Annotated in this window: 12 protein-coding genes and 3 pseudogenes; 5 read left to right on the top strand and 10 right to left on the bottom strand. The window is 56.5% G+C overall.

The features are described 5' to 3' along the window. Window positions 1–188: 188 nt before the first annotated feature. A pseudogene (locus GJV78_RS19305) lies at window positions 189–635 on the bottom strand (hypothetical protein); the annotation flags it as partial. A 5-nt stretch (window positions 636–640) separates the two neighbouring features. Here GJV78_RS19305 and GJV78_RS19300 point away from each other — a divergent pair. Further along, window positions 641–1,364 (top strand): annotated as a pseudogene (locus GJV78_RS19300) (tyrosine-type recombinase/integrase); the annotation flags it as partial. Between the two features lie 339 nt (window positions 1,365–1,703). Here the strand turns inward: GJV78_RS19300 and GJV78_RS19295 are convergent. The 3 genes from GJV78_RS19295 to yobA are packed head-to-tail and all read right to left on the bottom strand — an operon-like array spanning window position 1,704 to window position 3,310. Next, a complete protein-coding gene (locus GJV78_RS19295; protein WP_155109838.1) occupies window positions 1,704–2,045 on the bottom strand; it encodes a YebY family protein in 342 nt (113 codons plus the stop codon). 15 nt (window positions 2,046–2,060) lie between these two features. Next, a complete protein-coding gene (copD, locus tag GJV78_RS19290) occupies window positions 2,061–2,933 on the bottom strand; it encodes a copper homeostasis membrane protein CopD (RefSeq protein WP_155109837.1) in 873 nt (290 codons plus the stop codon). Window positions 2,934–2,935: 2 nt separating this feature from the next. Further along, a complete protein-coding gene (gene yobA, locus GJV78_RS19285; protein WP_155109836.1) occupies window positions 2,936–3,310 on the bottom strand; it encodes a CopC domain-containing protein YobA in 375 nt (124 codons plus the stop codon). 134 nt (window positions 3,311–3,444) lie between these two features. Here yobA and GJV78_RS19280 point away from each other — a divergent pair, with 134 nt between their 5' ends. From GJV78_RS19280 to exoX, 3 genes are all read left to right on the top strand, one after another. Beyond that, entirely contained in the window at window positions 3,445–3,675 is a 231-nt protein-coding gene (locus GJV78_RS19280) for a DNA polymerase III subunit theta (protein ID WP_155109835.1), read from the top strand. Window positions 3,676–3,780: 105 nt separating this feature from the next. Next, window positions 3,781–4,467 (top strand): nitrilase-related carbon-nitrogen hydrolase, encoded by a 687-nt coding sequence (locus tag GJV78_RS19275; protein ID WP_155109834.1) that lies wholly within the window; start codon window positions 3,781–3,783, stop codon window positions 4,465–4,467. After that, window positions 4,461–5,123, top strand: coding sequence for an exodeoxyribonuclease X (exoX, locus tag GJV78_RS19270; protein WP_155109833.1), 663 nt, complete (start codon window positions 4,461–4,463; stop codon window positions 5,121–5,123). The genes GJV78_RS19275 and exoX overlap by 7 nt, the downstream gene beginning before the upstream one ends. A 10-nt stretch (window positions 5,124–5,133) precedes the next feature. Here exoX and ptrB read toward each other — a convergent pair whose 3' ends face one another. The 3 genes and pseudogenes from ptrB to yebG all read right to left on the bottom strand — a co-directional run bounded on the left by ptrB (window position 5,134) and on the right by yebG (window position 8,251). Continuing rightward, window positions 5,134–7,179 (bottom strand): oligopeptidase B, encoded by a 2,046-nt coding sequence (gene ptrB / locus GJV78_RS19265; RefSeq protein ID WP_155109841.1) that lies wholly within the window; start codon window positions 7,177–7,179, stop codon window positions 5,134–5,136. Between the two features lie 87 nt (window positions 7,180–7,266). Then, window positions 7,267–7,816, bottom strand: a pseudogene (locus GJV78_RS19260) (tellurite resistance TerB family protein); the annotation flags it as partial. 144 nt (window positions 7,817–7,960) lie between these two features. Beyond that, window positions 7,961–8,251, bottom strand: coding sequence for a DNA damage-inducible protein YebG (yebG, locus tag GJV78_RS19255; RefSeq protein ID WP_155109832.1), 291 nt, complete (start codon window positions 8,249–8,251; stop codon window positions 7,961–7,963). Between the two features lie 130 nt (window positions 8,252–8,381). Between yebG and purT the strand changes: the two genes are divergently transcribed. Then, window positions 8,382–9,560, top strand: a complete 1,179-nt coding sequence (purT, locus tag GJV78_RS19250) for a formate-dependent phosphoribosylglycinamide formyltransferase (RefSeq protein WP_155109831.1) — start codon at window positions 8,382–8,384, stop codon at window positions 9,558–9,560. Window positions 9,561–9,636: 76 nt separating this feature from the next. Here the strand turns inward: purT and kdgA are convergent, their stop codons facing one another. The 3 genes from kdgA to zwf form a co-directional block, all read right to left on the bottom strand. After that, entirely contained in the window at window positions 9,637–10,278 is a 642-nt protein-coding gene (gene kdgA, locus GJV78_RS19245; RefSeq protein ID WP_155109830.1) for a bifunctional 4-hydroxy-2-oxoglutarate aldolase/2-dehydro-3-deoxy-phosphogluconate aldolase, read from the bottom strand. A 165-nt stretch (window positions 10,279–10,443) separates the two neighbouring features. Further along, complete coding sequence (gene edd / locus GJV78_RS19240) at window positions 10,444–12,255, bottom strand: phosphogluconate dehydratase (RefSeq protein ID WP_155109829.1); 1,812 nt, start codon at window positions 12,253–12,255, stop codon at window positions 10,444–10,446. A gap of 234 nt (window positions 12,256–12,489) precedes the next feature. Continuing rightward, the gene (gene zwf, locus GJV78_RS19235; RefSeq protein WP_155109828.1) at window positions 12,490–13,965 is read right to left on the bottom strand and encodes a glucose-6-phosphate dehydrogenase; all 1,476 of its coding nucleotides are present in this window, start codon (window positions 13,963–13,965) and stop codon (window positions 12,490–12,492) included. Between the last annotated feature and the right edge of the window lie 177 nt (window positions 13,966–14,142).

Here is a 14,142-nt window from a genome sequence, read left to right as displayed (position 1 = left end):
CGTCCTTTTTTACCCGCCCATTACTGGGGATCCCTCAGCGCGTGAGCGGGGTTTAAAGTGTTTTCAGATTGTCGCTTTTCATCGCTGCCATCGTGGCGCAGCTCTGCCAAGCATGTGGTGATTATCTAAATTATTGGCCCGTTTCCAATAGCAATTACAATAAATAGCACTTTTTGATAAATACACTATTATTCTAATTTATCCATATTCCGGCGTATTGATAGAAAAGCTTTGGCCCTGAATATTTCCAGGTACCACCTGACGCGCTTTCTCGCCTCATTATCAGAAAGCCATGGTGCGATCAACTGCAGTTCTCTGGTGATGTTCGAAATTTTTTTGCGGGTGGTGTAATACTGGCAACCAACTACATAAACCGGATCCGTTAAATCGAACGCCTGCAGTACAGCCCGCTCAACAAACTCCACATCGTCATTATTTATCGCTTCATCAATCAGGCTTGCTGGTGGCTCAGGCCAAAGTAGCGAGCGGACACGCCTCAGCGCCTGCTCTCCTCTGAATCCTTCCTCTCTCGCCTGATTGAGAGCCACAGTAAACCTCTCCAGCGCTTTTTCAGACCAGTTTTTACTACTAATTATGCTCCAGCACGAATGGCTACGGGGCTTTGCCGGTGATGATGTCACAGATTACGACACGTCACGTCGCAGAATTTCTGGAACCCTGGATTGCTGAAGAAAAAAACGATGGCCGGCACTTTACGCTCTGTTCTGTCCGACATTTTCAGGGAGGCTATCGTAGAGGGGCGAGCTTCAGTTAACCCGGTAGATCCGACCAGGGCACCGAAAATCGAAGTATCGCGCCAGCGCCTTACATTTGAGCAGTTTCAGGCCATTCGACGTACTGCGGAACAGCAGCCGGCATGGTTCGGTCTGGCAATGGACCTGGCTTTAGTCACCGGACAACGACGCGAGGATATTGCTAATATGAAATTCAGCAATATTTATGATGGCCGGCTACATATAATTCAGATCAAAACTGGTGCGATGATCGCCGTACCGCTGTCACTATCCCTGGAAAGTGCGGGGCTTAAGCTTTCAGCTGTCGTAGACCGCTGTCGACTGGTGAGCCGCTGTGATTACCTGATAAGCGCAGGGATAAGAAAAAACAGCCCTGACGGCTCCATACATCCGGATGGCCTGACAAAAGGTTTTGTAAAAGCAAGAAAAAATGCGGGCATTGCATTAAGCGAAACACCGCCGACGTTCCACGAAATCCGCAGTCTGGCAGGGCGTCTTTATGAAAAAGAATATGGCAAGGATTTTGCTCAAAAACTGCTGGGGCACAAATCAGAAAAAATGACAGAAAAATACTTGGATATGAGGGAGAAAGCCTTTACATTGTTGTAACAAGGAAAAAGACCGAATATCAGTTTTCGTGGAAAATTCGTGGATTTTCGTGTATCGCCATGTAACTTGCTGATTTACAAGGAAAATAAAAAAAGACCGAATACGATTCCTGTATTCGGTCCAGGGAAATGGCTCTTGGGAGAGAGCCGTGCGCTAAAAGTTGGCATTTATGCAGGCCAGTTTGCCTTGCCCTTTAAGAATAGATGACGACGCCAGGTTTTCCAGTCCGCATGCAAAGCGGCCGCTAAAAAGCGGCGATCGTCACGTGCCGGAGAGCAACAAGCCGCAGGCTTATAATAAAAAGCCTGCGGTTTTTTTTAGCAGGCAGCAGCCTGCTGGTTACTGGCAGAGCTTTTGCGCACGTTCGATAAACGGGGTCAGGCTCTTTTTTTCTCCCGGCCTTGCCGGATCGTCGATCTGAATGACCGACACAGGCTGGGCGTTGGTTTTACCGCTGGCAACCTCCTGCTGCGCAACGCCATTGAGCGGGTACTGCACCAGGGTGCTCGGATTAATCGCATACAGCGCATTCCCCGCACGACAGGTCAGCATCACCTCTTCCCGATTAAACGCCCATTTGTCTTTGCCCACCTCAAAGCGACTGACAGTGATAATCTGCGGGGCCGCCAGAGCGACGCCACTGTTTGTTAGCAGCAGCAGAGAAAGCATCATCTTTTTCATCGGTTAATCAATCCATCAAAACGGTTCAAGGGTTGCGAACAGGCTGACAACCGCCAGCACCACGGCACCGGTCCCCAGCTCAAACTTAGTCATCCAGATGAACCACACGCTCACGCGCGGGCTCCGCTGCCGCATGCGCGGTACCAGAACATAACGATTCACCAGCGCGACCACCACCATCACCATCACCAGCACAAATTTAAGCAGCAGCCACTGCCCCCACGGCAACAGCCAGAACGACACAACGCCGCGTATAAACAGCACGTTGGCTATCCCCGTCAGCAGCACACCAGCCACCGCCAGATGGCCGTAGCGGGAAAAACGCATCATGGTCGCTATCGCCTGCTGACGCCAGCGTCTCTGCGCCATGCGCATACAGTAGATCACCGGCAGCAGACCGCCCACCCAACCGGCGGCGAAGATAAGGTGGAGCGCCTGATTAATCTGCTGGGCGGCACCGGTAACCCCCACGTGCAGCGTCGCATGCCCGACACCAGCCAGAAGGATAAACTGGGCGCTGCTCAGGATCAGCAGCTGACGCGGCAGGCTTCGCGGCACCATCAGCGCCACGACCAGGGTAATCGCCGCAAGGATAATTTGCCACAGCCACACCGCGCCGAATCGGGTTTGCAAAACGGCATACCATACCGGGGCGGAGAGCACATCCGGCCAACCGGAGCCCATCAGTCCGCCCTGTATCGCCAACATTAGCCCCGCGCTGAGAAAACTCCAGGCGGCGGCGTACTGCTGCAGCCGCAGATAACGTCGCGCCATCAATCGCCGGAACGGCGTTGGTGCCAGCCAGGCACCGTACAGCGCGCTGCCAAAGGTCAACATCAGCGCGGTAAAGTGGACAAACCGCAGCGTTATCCAGACAAAACTCAACATTTTTACTGTACGCTAAAAACGTATTGTCCCTTCGTCTTGTGCCCGTCCACTGACACGACGTGCCACTCCACGGTATAGCTGCCTGGCTTAAGGGGTTCACCGAGTGGAATAATCATTTGCGTTTTATCCTGCTCGTTGCGTTTCGCCGGATGCGTTTTAATCTTTTCCTGATTTGGCCCGCTGAGCGTGGCACCGCTGAATCCAGGTTCAATACCTTCAGAGAAATTCAGCGTCAGGGCCTGCGGCGATGTACTCATTGCGGCGTTGGCTGCAGGATACTGATGGGTCAGATGGGCATGCGCCCAGACGGCGGGTGTCGTCACCACGACGGCGATAAAGAGAAACGCACGCTGCAGCGGGAGGCGTTGAGAAATCATAAACTATTCCTTTTTGTTATCGCTTAGTTACAGAGCATAACCTCCTACAATGATCGAGTCGAGAAACATCATTTCTGACTTGCCAATACGACGGACTCTTAGTAACGTTGCGCGCGATTGATAAGGAGAAGCGCATGAAGACAAATCTGGCTCAACTTGAACAAGCTGAAATGGATAAAGTGAACGTTGACCTGGCCGCGGCCGGAGTGGCGTTTAAAGAGCGCTATAATATGCCCGTCGTGGCGGAGGTTGTCGAACGCGAGCAGCCGGAGCATCTACGCGACTGGTTCCGCGAGCGCCTTATTGCCCACAGGCTGGCCTCGGTTAATCTTTCTCGCCTGCCCTATGAGCCGAAATCAAAATAATCGTCCGCATAGTTACGCTTTATTACAATTTCGATGCTACATTATAAGCAAATTCTTATCCCCTCCTTCAGGGATGATTATAAGCCTTGAGAAAAGGAAGTCGTTATGTCGCTCTGGAAAATAGCAGCTGCACAGTATGAACCGCTGAAAATGCCCCTTGCCGATCAGGTAGCGCAGCATCTGCATTTTGTTGAAGCCGCAGCCGACCAGCAGTGTGAACTGCTGGTGTTTCCCGCCCTGTCGCTGATGGGCTGTAGCGATACCGACTGTCTGCAGACCGTCCTTCCCGATGATCCACTGCTACAGCCCCTCTCTCAGGCCGCATCCGCGTTACGCCTGACTATCATCGCCGGTTTGCAGGTCAGGCATGAGGATAGTCTGGTCAAGAGTATTGCCGTTTTCACCCCTGGAATCGCCTCACCGCTGACCTTTCCTCAGAGTCACGGGGCCTGCCTGGCTCCGGAGCTAAAATCCATTAGCATGATTAATAAACAGCCAGACGGAGACGATCTTGACTCAGCTTACTCGCTGATTACCACCAGTCAGTGTATTGCCGAATATGATCTGCGGGATTTTAGCTCGCGTCTGCAGCGTTTTTCTCATCGTTTCGCCATTGCCATCCTGATGGCCAACGCGCGCGGCGGCAGCACGCTATGGGATGAAAACGGCCAGCTGATCGTTCGGGCGGATAGCGGTTCGTTATTATTGACCGGTCAGCAAACGCCTCAGGGTTGGCAAGGAGATGTTGTTCCATTACGCCAGGCATTTTCGAACCGGAGTCTGCCATGCTGAGAATTATAGATACAGAGACCTGTGGTCTTCAGGGGGGAATTGTCGAGATTGCCTCCGTGGACGTGGTTGATGGCCAGATCGTCAATCCGATGAGCCATCTGGTGCGGCCTGACCGCCCGATAAGCCCGCAGGCAATGGCAATCCATCGCATCACCGAAGCCATGGTGGCCGACAAACCGTGGATAGAAGAAGTTATTCCGCACTACCACGGCAGCGACTGGTATGTCGCACACAACGCCAGCTTTGACCGCCGCGTACTGCCGGAGATGCCCGGCGAGTGGATTTGCACCATGAAGCTCTCCCGCCGCCTGTGGCCGGGTATGAAATACAGCAACATGGCATTGTATAAATCCCGCAAGCTGAGCGTCCAGACGCCGCCGGGCCTTCATCATCACCGCGCGCTGTATGACTGCTATATTACCGCAGCCCTGCTGCTCGATATCATCAACACTTCCGGCTGGACGCCCGAGCAGATGGTGGAAATTACCGGCCGTCCGGGGCTGCTGACCACTTTTACCTTCGGCAAGTATCGCGGCAAAGCCGTTTCCGACGTCGCCGAACGCGATCCGGGCTATCTGCGCTGGCTGTACAAAAACCTTGATAATATGAGCCCGGAACTGCGCTTAACGCTGAAACACTACCTGAATGAGGCCTGACTTCCGGCCTTCAGGGCAATGTTCCCTGGGCCAGTGCGATCAGGAAAGCATACTCCATTGCCACCCCTTCCCAGGATTTAAAGCGCCCGGACTTGCCGCCGTGACCTGAATCCATATCCGTGCACAGCAGCAGCAGATGATCATCGGTCTTCTTTTCGCGTAGCTTCGCCACCCATTTTGCCGGCTCCCAGTATTGCACCTGCGAATCATGTAGCCCGGTGGTCACCAGCAGGTGCGGATAAGCCTGCGCCGTAACGTTGTCATACGGGCTATAGCTTTTTATATAGTCGTAATACTGCGGGTCCTGGGGGTTGCCCCACTCTTCGAATTCTCCGGTGGTCAGCGGAATGGATTCGTCAAGCATGGTGGTCAGGACATCCACAAACGGCACCTGGGCGATAACGCCGTGAAACAGATCCGGGCGCTCGTTAATAGCCACGCCCATCAGCATTCCGCCCGCGCTGCCGCCCATACCATAGCACAGCGACGGCGAACCGTAGCCCAGCCCGAGCAGCGCATCGCAGGCGTCGAGATAGTCGTTGAAGGTATTTTTCTTTTTCAGGAATTTGCCATCTTCATACCAGTGCTGGCCCAGCTCGCCGCCGCCGCGTGCGTGAACAATGGCGTACACGAATCCGCGATCGAGCAGGCTCAGGCGGCTGCTGCTGAAGTCGGCGTCAATACTGGAGCCATAGGAGCCGTAGCCGTAGACCAGCAGCGGGTTGTGCCCTTTCCGGAAGTGCTTACGGTGATACACCAGCGAAACGGGGACTTCGACGCCGTCCCGCGCGGTGATCCATAAGTGCTCGCTGCGGTAGCTGGCGGCATCAAAACCGGGGACTTCGGTCTGTTTCAGCACCCGGCGCTCGCCGGTATCCATATCCAGCTCGAACAGCGTATCGGGGGTGGTCATTGAAGAGTAGCCGTAGCGCAGGCGGGAAGTTTCCGGCTCCGGGTTCCAGGCCAGCCAGGTAACGTAGGCCGGATCGTCGAAGGCGATCCCCGTCACCTCCCGGGTTTTGCGGTTAATCTGCCGCAGGCTGGTAAGCCCACGCTGCCGCTCCTCCACCACCAGCCAGTCCGTGAACAGCGTAAAACCTTCCAGCATGATGCTTTCACGCGGTGGGATCAGCTCCTCCCACTGCCGTTCGTCGCGAACGCGGGTGCGGTACAGACCAAAGTTTTTTCCATGGCGGTTGGAGCGCAGATAAAATTTATGCTGATAATGATCGAGGCTGTATTCATGATCTTTACGCCGGGCCAGGAAGAGCATCGGCTCCGCATCGGCCAGCTCCGCGTCAAGCAGCCGCACCTCACTGGTCGTGGCGCTGCCCAGGTGGATCACAATGTAGTGTTGAGACGTCGTCTTGTGCAGGCTGACGTAGAACGTATCGTCTTTCTCTTCATAAATCAGCTCGTCCAGGGAGGACGGCGTGCCGATATTATGCCGCCATACCTGATAAGGCAGCAGAGTAGTGGCATGTTTGCGTACATAATAGAGGGTTTGCGAATCGTTCGCCCAGACAAACTCCGGTGCCACATTATCCAACATTTCCGGATACCAGTTGCCTGTTTTGAGATTGCGAAAACGAAGACCATACTGGCGGCGGGAGAGAAAATCCTCCGCCAGCGCCATTATCGTATTGTCGGGGGTTATCGCCATGCCGCCCAGGGTATAGAATTCGCTGTGGGCGGCCCGCCTGTTGCCGTCAACCAGCAGCTCCCACGCATCCCACTCCTCGCTTAAAACGGACTGCCGCTGGTGGATGGCATATTCGCAGCCGGGTTCATAGATATGGCGGTAGCGATAGCCGTTTTTCACGTAGGGGGCGGAGACTTCCCGGGGTGGAATACGGTCGATAATCTCCTTAAGTACCCGATCCTGCAGCGCCTGCTGGGTCGCCATCACCCGATGACCATACGCATTTTCCTGATGCAGATAATCAAGGACCTCCGGCTGAGAGCGGGTATCATCCCGCAGCCAGTAATAGTTATCAACACGTGTATCGCCATGCAGGCTCATAGCGTGGGGGATGCGATTGGCTTTCGGTAGCATATCATTGTTCTTTTGCATTAAACGTCCTATAAGGGTGGCAAAAGTCACGCATGATGCAAGCGAAACACGTTACCTCAGAGTGCGCCGCTAATCTGTCAGCCGCTGTTTTTGCTGTCTGAGATCCTGCTCAATCTCTTCCCGCCTCCTGCGGGAGGTTCGGCGCGTCGCCCAGGACATTGAAACAGCTACGCTCCATAAAGCGATCGATGTCGATGGCGGCACAGCTCAGGAAATAGATCGCCAGCGCCTCTTCTTCGCTACGAATGCCCTGCGCCAGCCGCTACGGATCGAGCGGCTGTTCAATAGCCTGAGCGATAAATAGCTGCCCCTGCTCTTCCACCCCCGCATCATGCAGTTGCTGTTCGATGGCCGCATGCTCGCTGGCATCTATATGACCATCGCTTTTAGCTGCAAAAACCAGAGCGAGAATAAGGCGCTCCGTGCGCGCTTCCAGCGGGGCGCTTTGCGCGCCAGCCTGCGCTTCGTCGGCGCGGACTTTATCCTTATATTTATTCTATAGCACCGATCCCGCAATAGCCCCGTCGCCCACGCGCAGCGCACCGGAGCCGTATTTGCTGAGCAGCCTGCGGGACGACTTACTGACCACCAGCAGGCCGGCCCGCCCGCCTTCGGTGCCACCGCCAGCGGGCTGACATGGCTGCGGCGCTTACGCTTTGTATCCTGCATCAGCGCCATTCACCCCGGCGGTAAGCAACAACGGCCGCTACAGAGGCCGCTTACTTAACAGAAACGAAGCAGACACGGGCAACCCGGTTCAGGCTCACGCCGCCCGGGAGTCGTCTTCCGCTGCATTACCGTTTTCCACCACCTGTGGAGAAGGCAGCCTGCCGGTTTTGAGAATGGTATTCAGCACCTCTTTATTCTCGGCCAGCCAGAGAGAAAGCGCCTCGCGGTGCTCATCTTCCAGCGCAACCGGCGACTGCGCCAGCCAGGTATCAAGCAGATCCGCCGTATCCAGCATTTTGTCATACGCATCGGCTTCCTTTTTGCTGGTAAATGACATCTTTTCCTCACCTTCCCGAATCACTACATATTTAATTTCAACCGCCATCTGCAGCCTCTCGATTACTGTGTTTTTGTACAGTGTATTCTTTTTCAACCTCAAGATCAAGCCGGTGATAAAGACACGCGCAAACGTTTTCGTTTATACTCCACGCAGGTTAATCAGGGGATGTTTCTTTATGACGTTATTAGGCACTGCGCTGCGTCCGGCAGCGACGCGGGTGATGTTATTAGGTTCCGGCGAACTGGGAAAAGAAGTCGCCATTGAGTGTCAGCGGCTGGGCATTGAGACGATCGCGGTCGATCGCTACCCGGACGCTCCGGCTATGCATGTCGCCCACCGCGCTCACGTCATCAATATGCTCGACGCCGGGGCGCTGCGCCGGATAATTGAACTGGAAAAGCCGCACTATATTGTGCCGGAAATCGAGGCCATCGCCACCGATGCCCTGACGGCGCTGGAGCAGGAGGGGCTGAACATCGTGCCCTGCGCCCGCGCCGTGCAGTTGACGATGAATCGTGAAGGCATTCGTCGCCTTGCCGCCGAGGAGCTGGCGCTACCAACCTCGGCTTTCCGCTTTGCCGACAGCGAGGCGGCCTTCCGGGAAGCCGTTGGGGAAATCGGCTATCCGTGCATCGTCAAGCCGGTGATGAGTTCGTCCGGAAAAGGACAAAGCCTTATTCGCGATGCCGACCAGCTCTCCGCCGCCTGGAGATATGCCAGAGAGGGCGGCAGAGCGGGTGCCGGCCGGGTCATTGTCGAAAGCGTGGTGCGGTTTGATTTTGAAATCACCCTGCTGACGGTCAGCGCCGTGGACGGGGTACACTTCTGCGCGCCGGTTGGCCATCGCCAGCAGGAGGGTGACTACCGCGAGTCATGGCAGCCCCAGCGCATGAGCGCCCTGGCCCTTGAACGCGCGCAGGAGATGGCCCGCCGGGTGGTGCTGGCGCTGGGAGGATATGGCCTGTTCGGCGTCGAACTGTTTGTCCGCGGAGACGAGGTTATCTTTAGCGAGGTTTCGCCCCGACCGCACGATACGGGCATGGTAACGCTGATCTCGCAGGATCTGTCGGAGTTTGCCCTTCACGTCCGCGCCTTCCTCGGCCTGCCGGTAGGGGCGATCCGCCACTACGGTCCCTCAGCCTCTGCGGCGATCCTGCCTCACCTTACCGGCCAGAATGTCACCTTTGATAACGTGCAGGCGGCGCTGGGGGCGGGTTTACAGGTTCGCTTTTTCGGTAAGCCGGAAATTGACGGCACCCGCCGCCTGGGCGTGGCGCTGGCGACGGCGGATAGCGTTGAAGAGGCGGTAGCGCGGGCGAAACGGGCGGTCGCGCAGCTGAAGATTTCGGGATAAAAAAGGCCCGGCAGGATTGCCTGCCGGGCCTGAAACCTGTAGCGCCAGTGAACGCTGTTCACCGGCGCTGAGTGGCTTACTGGTTCGCGCCTGCCACCGCTTCGCGCGCCAGCTTAGTGATACGGGCATAGTCGCCCGCTTCCAGCGCATCCGCCGGAACCAGCCAGGAGCCGCCGATGCACAGTACGCTTTTCAGCGCCAGGTAGTCGCGGTAGTTCGCCGGGGAAATGCCGCCGGTCGGGCAGAAGCGCACCTGAGAGAAAGGACCCGCGATCGCCTGTAGCGCTTTGGTGCCGCCGTTAGCTTCCGCCGGGAAGAATTTAAACTCCTTCAGACCGTAGTCCATACCCAGCATCAGTTCAGAAACGGTGCTGATTCCGGGGATCAGCGGGATAGTGCCTTCCGTCGCCGCCTTCAGCAGCGGCTCGGTCAGGCCCGGGCTGATCGCGAACTGCGCGCCTGCCGCGGTGACTTCCGCCAGCTGCTGCGGGTTCAGCACGGTGCCGGCACCGACAATCGCTTCCGGAACCTCTTTGGCGATAGCGCGAATGGCATCCATCGCACACGGAGTGCGCAGGGTGACTTCCAGAACGCGCACGCCGCCCGCGACCAGCGCTTTCGCCATCGGCACCGCGTGCTCCAGCTTGTTCACCACGATAACCGGCACAACCGGACCGGTGGTCAGGATAGCTTCAGCACTTGTTTTCCAGTTTTTCATCAGAGTTTTCTCTCGCCTGAGTACAAAATGAGAGCCGGCTCCGGCAGGTACTTATGCCGCCGGTTCAGGCCTCGGTCCGTACAACACGTCGCTACGCTTTGTATGGGCGCAATCCGAAACCCAAACCGTCAACAGGATAACCCCGCAGGCCAGGCTTTAAACGTCTTAAAAAGTCATACAGGTTGCACCCTGCTCCGCGCCGGACAGATTTTCACGCAGCGCGCTGAACATCTCACGCCCGGTTCCTGTGCGCGACGCGCTGAGATCCGGAATATGCGGCTGGCGCGCGGCCAGCTCGGCGTCGTCCACCAGCAGGGTTAATTCGCCCGTTTGTCCATTGACGCGAATAAGGTCGCCATTGCGCACTTTAGCCAACGGCCCGCCAGCGTATGCTTCCGGGGTGACGTGAATGGCCGAAGGTACTTTACCTGAAGCACCGGAAAGCCGTCCATCGGTAACGAGCGCAATTTTGAAACGACGGTCCAATAATACACCAAGTGGCGGCATGAGTTTATGTAATTCTGGCATTCCGTTCGCTTTTGGCCCCTGATATCGGACAACCACCACGCAGTCGCGGTCAAGCAGCCCCGCCTCAAAGGCCGGCAGTACGTCATGCTGGCTTTCGAAGACCACCGCCGGTGCCTCGATAGTCTGATTTTCAACCGGGACGGCGGAGGTTTTCATGACCGCGCGCCCCAGGTTGCCGCTCAGCACTTTGGTCCCGCCGTGGGGAGAAAAGGGTTTATCAAAGGGGGCGATCACCGCGTCATCCAGGGATTTCTCCGCCCCCTCACGCCACTCCAGCTCACCGTTGTTTAACCACGGCTCAAGGGTGTATCGCGAGAGGCCCGGACCGGCGACGGTGTTCACCTCTTCGTGCAGCAGACCGGCGTTGAGCAGCTCGCGCATCATCACCGGCACGCCCCCGGCGGCCTGAAAATGGTTAATATCGGCCGGACCGTTGGGATAAAGACGCGCCATCAGCGGCACGGCCTCAGAGAGATCGGAGAAATCATCCCAGTTGATTAAAATTCCCGCCGCCCGCGCCATCGCGACCAGGTGCATGGTATGGTTGGTCGAGCCGCCGGTTGCCAGCAGCGCCACAATACCGTTCACCACGACTTTTTCATCGAACATTTTGCCGATCGGCATCCACTCGCTGCCGTTACCGGTCAGCCGCGTTACCTGCCGCGCGGCGGCGGCGGTCAGCGCCTCGCGCAGGGGCGAGTCGGGATGGACAAATGAGGAGCCCGGCAGCTGCATCCCCATAAATTCCACCACCATCTGATTGGTATTTGCCGTCCCGTAGAAGGTGCAGGTGCCCGGCGCGTGGTAGGAGGCGGCTTCAGCCTCCAGCAGCGCCGCCCGGTCAACTTTACCTTCGGCATACAGCTGACGGATCCGCACTTTTTCCTTGTTTGGCAATCCGCTCGCCATCGGGCCGGAAGGCACGAAAATTGCCGGCAGGTGGCCAAACGACAGGGCCGCCATCGCCAGGCCGGGGACGATTTTATCGCACACGCCGAGGAACAGCGCACCGTCGAACATATTATGCGACAGCCCTACCGCCGCAGACATGGCGATGACTTCACGGCTGAGCAGCGACAGCTCCATTCCGTCCTGTCCCTGGGTCACGCCATCACACATGGCGGGAACGCCGCCCGCCACCTGGCCGACCGCATTAACCGTATGCAGCGCCCGGCGGATAATCTCCGGATAGTGCTCGTAGGGCTGGTGCGCCGACAGCATTTCGTTCCAGGCGGTGATAATAGCGATATTGTTACGCAGCATACTCTTTAGGGACGCTTTGTCTTCGGGCTGGCAGGCGGCAAAACCGTGGGCCAGGTTACCGCAGGCCAGCTGAGAACGATGAACAACGCTGGATTTAGCCTGCTCAATTCGGGAAAGGTAGGCGGTCCGCGTTGCGCGGGAGCGCTCAATAATACGCTTTGTTACCCGTAACATCTTCGGATTCATAAAGGCTCCTGTAATTTATCTGTCAGGGCTACAGGGCTAACAAGGCTTTTATCGCTGCACGAAGCCGGCAGAAGCGTTCATTGGCCTGAGCTCAGGTGAAGAATCGATTCAGGCAGTGTAATAAAAAAAGCCCCGCGGGTGAATCCACGCGGGGCCTGAAAGCATAAAAATTATGCTGCTGGCTGAGTCAGATCATGTTACCGGTAAAATATCACTCTGCTGACAGCGGAGAATTTATTCAAATTCGTTCCAGGAACGTCCGTCGCGGGTGATCATCGCCACCGAGGCAACCGGACCCCAGGTTCCCGCCTGATACGGTTTTGGTGCTTCGTTATCCATTGCCCAGGCTTCGGTAATGGAATCCACCCACTTCCACGCCTCCTCCACCTCGTCACGACGCACAAACAGCGCCTGGATCCCGCGCATGGACTCCAGCAGCAGGCGCTCATAGGCGTCCGCCAGGTGCGTCTGGTTAAAGGTTTCTGAGTAGCTCAGATCGAGTTTAGTGGTCTGCAGGTTATGTTTGTGATCCAGACCCGGCACTTTGTTCAGCACCTGGATATCCACCCCTTCATCCGGCTGCAGCCGGATAGTCAGCTTGTTCTGCGGCAGATCCTGCCAGGACTCCTTAAACAGGTTTAGCTCCGGCGTTTTAAAGTAGACCACCACCTCCGAGCATTTGGTCGGCAGACGCTTGCCGGTACGCAGGTAGAACGGCACGCCCGCCCAGCGCCAGTTGTCGATATCCACGCGGATGGCAACAAATGTTTCGGTGTTGCTGCTCTTATTTGCCCCCTCTTCTTCCAGATAGCCGGGCACCTTTTTGCCCTGGGCAAAGCCGGTGGTGTACTGGCCGCGAACCGTTTTTTCCCGCACGTTAGTACGATCGATGCGGCGCAGCGATTTCAGCACTTTCACCTTTTCATCGCGGATGCTGTCCGCGCTCAGATCGGAAGGCGGCGACATGGCGATCATGCAGAGGATCTGCAGCAGATGGTTCTGAATCATATCGCGCATCTGGCCGGCCTGATCGAAATAGCCCCACCGCCCTTCGATCCCCACCTCTTCCGCCACGGTAATCTCTACGTGATCGATGGTGCGGTTATCCCAGTTGTTAACGAACAGCGAATTGGCGAAGCGCAGCGCCAGCAGATTGAGAACCGTCTCTTTGCCCAGGTAGTGGTCGATGCGGTACACCTGGCGCTCTTCAAAATACTCGCCGACCCGATCGTTGATTTCCCGGGAGGTCGCCAGCGACGTGCCGAGCGGTTTTTCCATCACCACGCGCGCCGGTTTAGCGTTCAGCTTCGCTTCGCCCAGCCCTTTGCAAATAGCGCCGAAGGTGCCCGGCGGCATCGCGAAATAGTTGATGGTGGTGCGATTTTTTTGATCCAGCATCTCGCCCAGACGCACAAATCCGGCAGTGTCGTTAACGTCCAGGTTGCAAAAGTCCAGACGTCCACTAAGGGTTTCCCATAAACCTTTATCGATTTTCTCCTTCATAAAGGTTTCGAGCGCTTCGCGGACAACCCTGGTCCAGGCTTCTTTATCCCAGTCAGCGCGCCCCACTCCGATAATACGCGTGTCCGGATGAATCTGGCCGGCTTTTTCCAGCTGATAGAGGGAAGGCAGCAGTTTGCGGCGTGCAAGGTCGCCTTTCGCGCCGAAAATGACCAGGTCACATGCCTGGGCTGTTTGCGTTACCGCCATGTCATTCTCCTTAAGTGAGGATTCCTGGTTCGTTTGCCAGGTTGTAGCTGTAATTTTATTACAGTGCACTGTACTGCTTTTACATGTTTCCGAAAACTATAAACGCTTAACCGGCAGTGCGGTTGCCGCAAACGGCGGCACTGTCCTGCGCCCTCCGCCTTGATCACGCGCTTCTGG

The sequence above is a fragment of the Intestinirhabdus alba genome, from assembly GCF_009711095.1.
Classification (GTDB): Bacteria; Pseudomonadota; Gammaproteobacteria; order Enterobacterales; family Enterobacteriaceae; genus Intestinirhabdus; species Intestinirhabdus alba.
This window is presented reverse-complemented; position numbering and strand designations above follow the sequence as displayed.

Excerpts from the sequence above, each read along its gene's own strand:
- GJV78_RS19295 (WP_155109838.1), bottom strand. The coding sequence starts at position 2,045 with ATGAAAAAGATGATGCTTTCTCTGCTGCTGCTAACAAACAGTGGCGTC.
- copD (WP_155109837.1), bottom strand. The coding sequence starts at position 2,933 with ATGTTGAGTTTTGTCTGGATAACGCTGCGGTTTGTCCACTTTACCGCG.
- yobA (WP_155109836.1), bottom strand. The coding sequence starts at position 3,310 with ATGATTTCTCAACGCCTCCCGCTGCAGCGTGCGTTTCTCTTTATCGCC.
- GJV78_RS19280 (WP_155109835.1), top strand. The coding sequence starts at position 3,445 with ATGAAGACAAATCTGGCTCAACTTGAACAAGCTGAAATGGATAAAGTG.
- GJV78_RS19275 (WP_155109834.1), top strand. The coding sequence starts at position 3,781 with ATGTCGCTCTGGAAAATAGCAGCTGCACAGTATGAACCGCTGAAAATG.
- exoX (WP_155109833.1), top strand. The coding sequence starts at position 4,461 with ATGCTGAGAATTATAGATACAGAGACCTGTGGTCTTCAGGGGGGAATT.
- ptrB (WP_155109841.1), bottom strand. The coding sequence starts at position 7,179 with ATGCTACCGAAAGCCAATCGCATCCCCCACGCTATGAGCCTGCATGGC.
- yebG (WP_155109832.1), bottom strand. The coding sequence starts at position 8,251 with ATGGCGGTTGAAATTAAATATGTAGTGATTCGGGAAGGTGAGGAAAAG.
- purT (WP_155109831.1), top strand. The coding sequence starts at position 8,382 with ATGACGTTATTAGGCACTGCGCTGCGTCCGGCAGCGACGCGGGTGATG.
- kdgA (WP_155109830.1), bottom strand. The coding sequence starts at position 10,278 with ATGAAAAACTGGAAAACAAGTGCTGAAGCTATCCTGACCACCGGTCCG.
- edd (WP_155109829.1), bottom strand. The coding sequence starts at position 12,255 with ATGAATCCGAAGATGTTACGGGTAACAAAGCGTATTATTGAGCGCTCC.
- zwf (WP_155109828.1), bottom strand. The coding sequence starts at position 13,965 with ATGGCGGTAACGCAAACAGCCCAGGCATGTGACCTGGTCATTTTCGGC.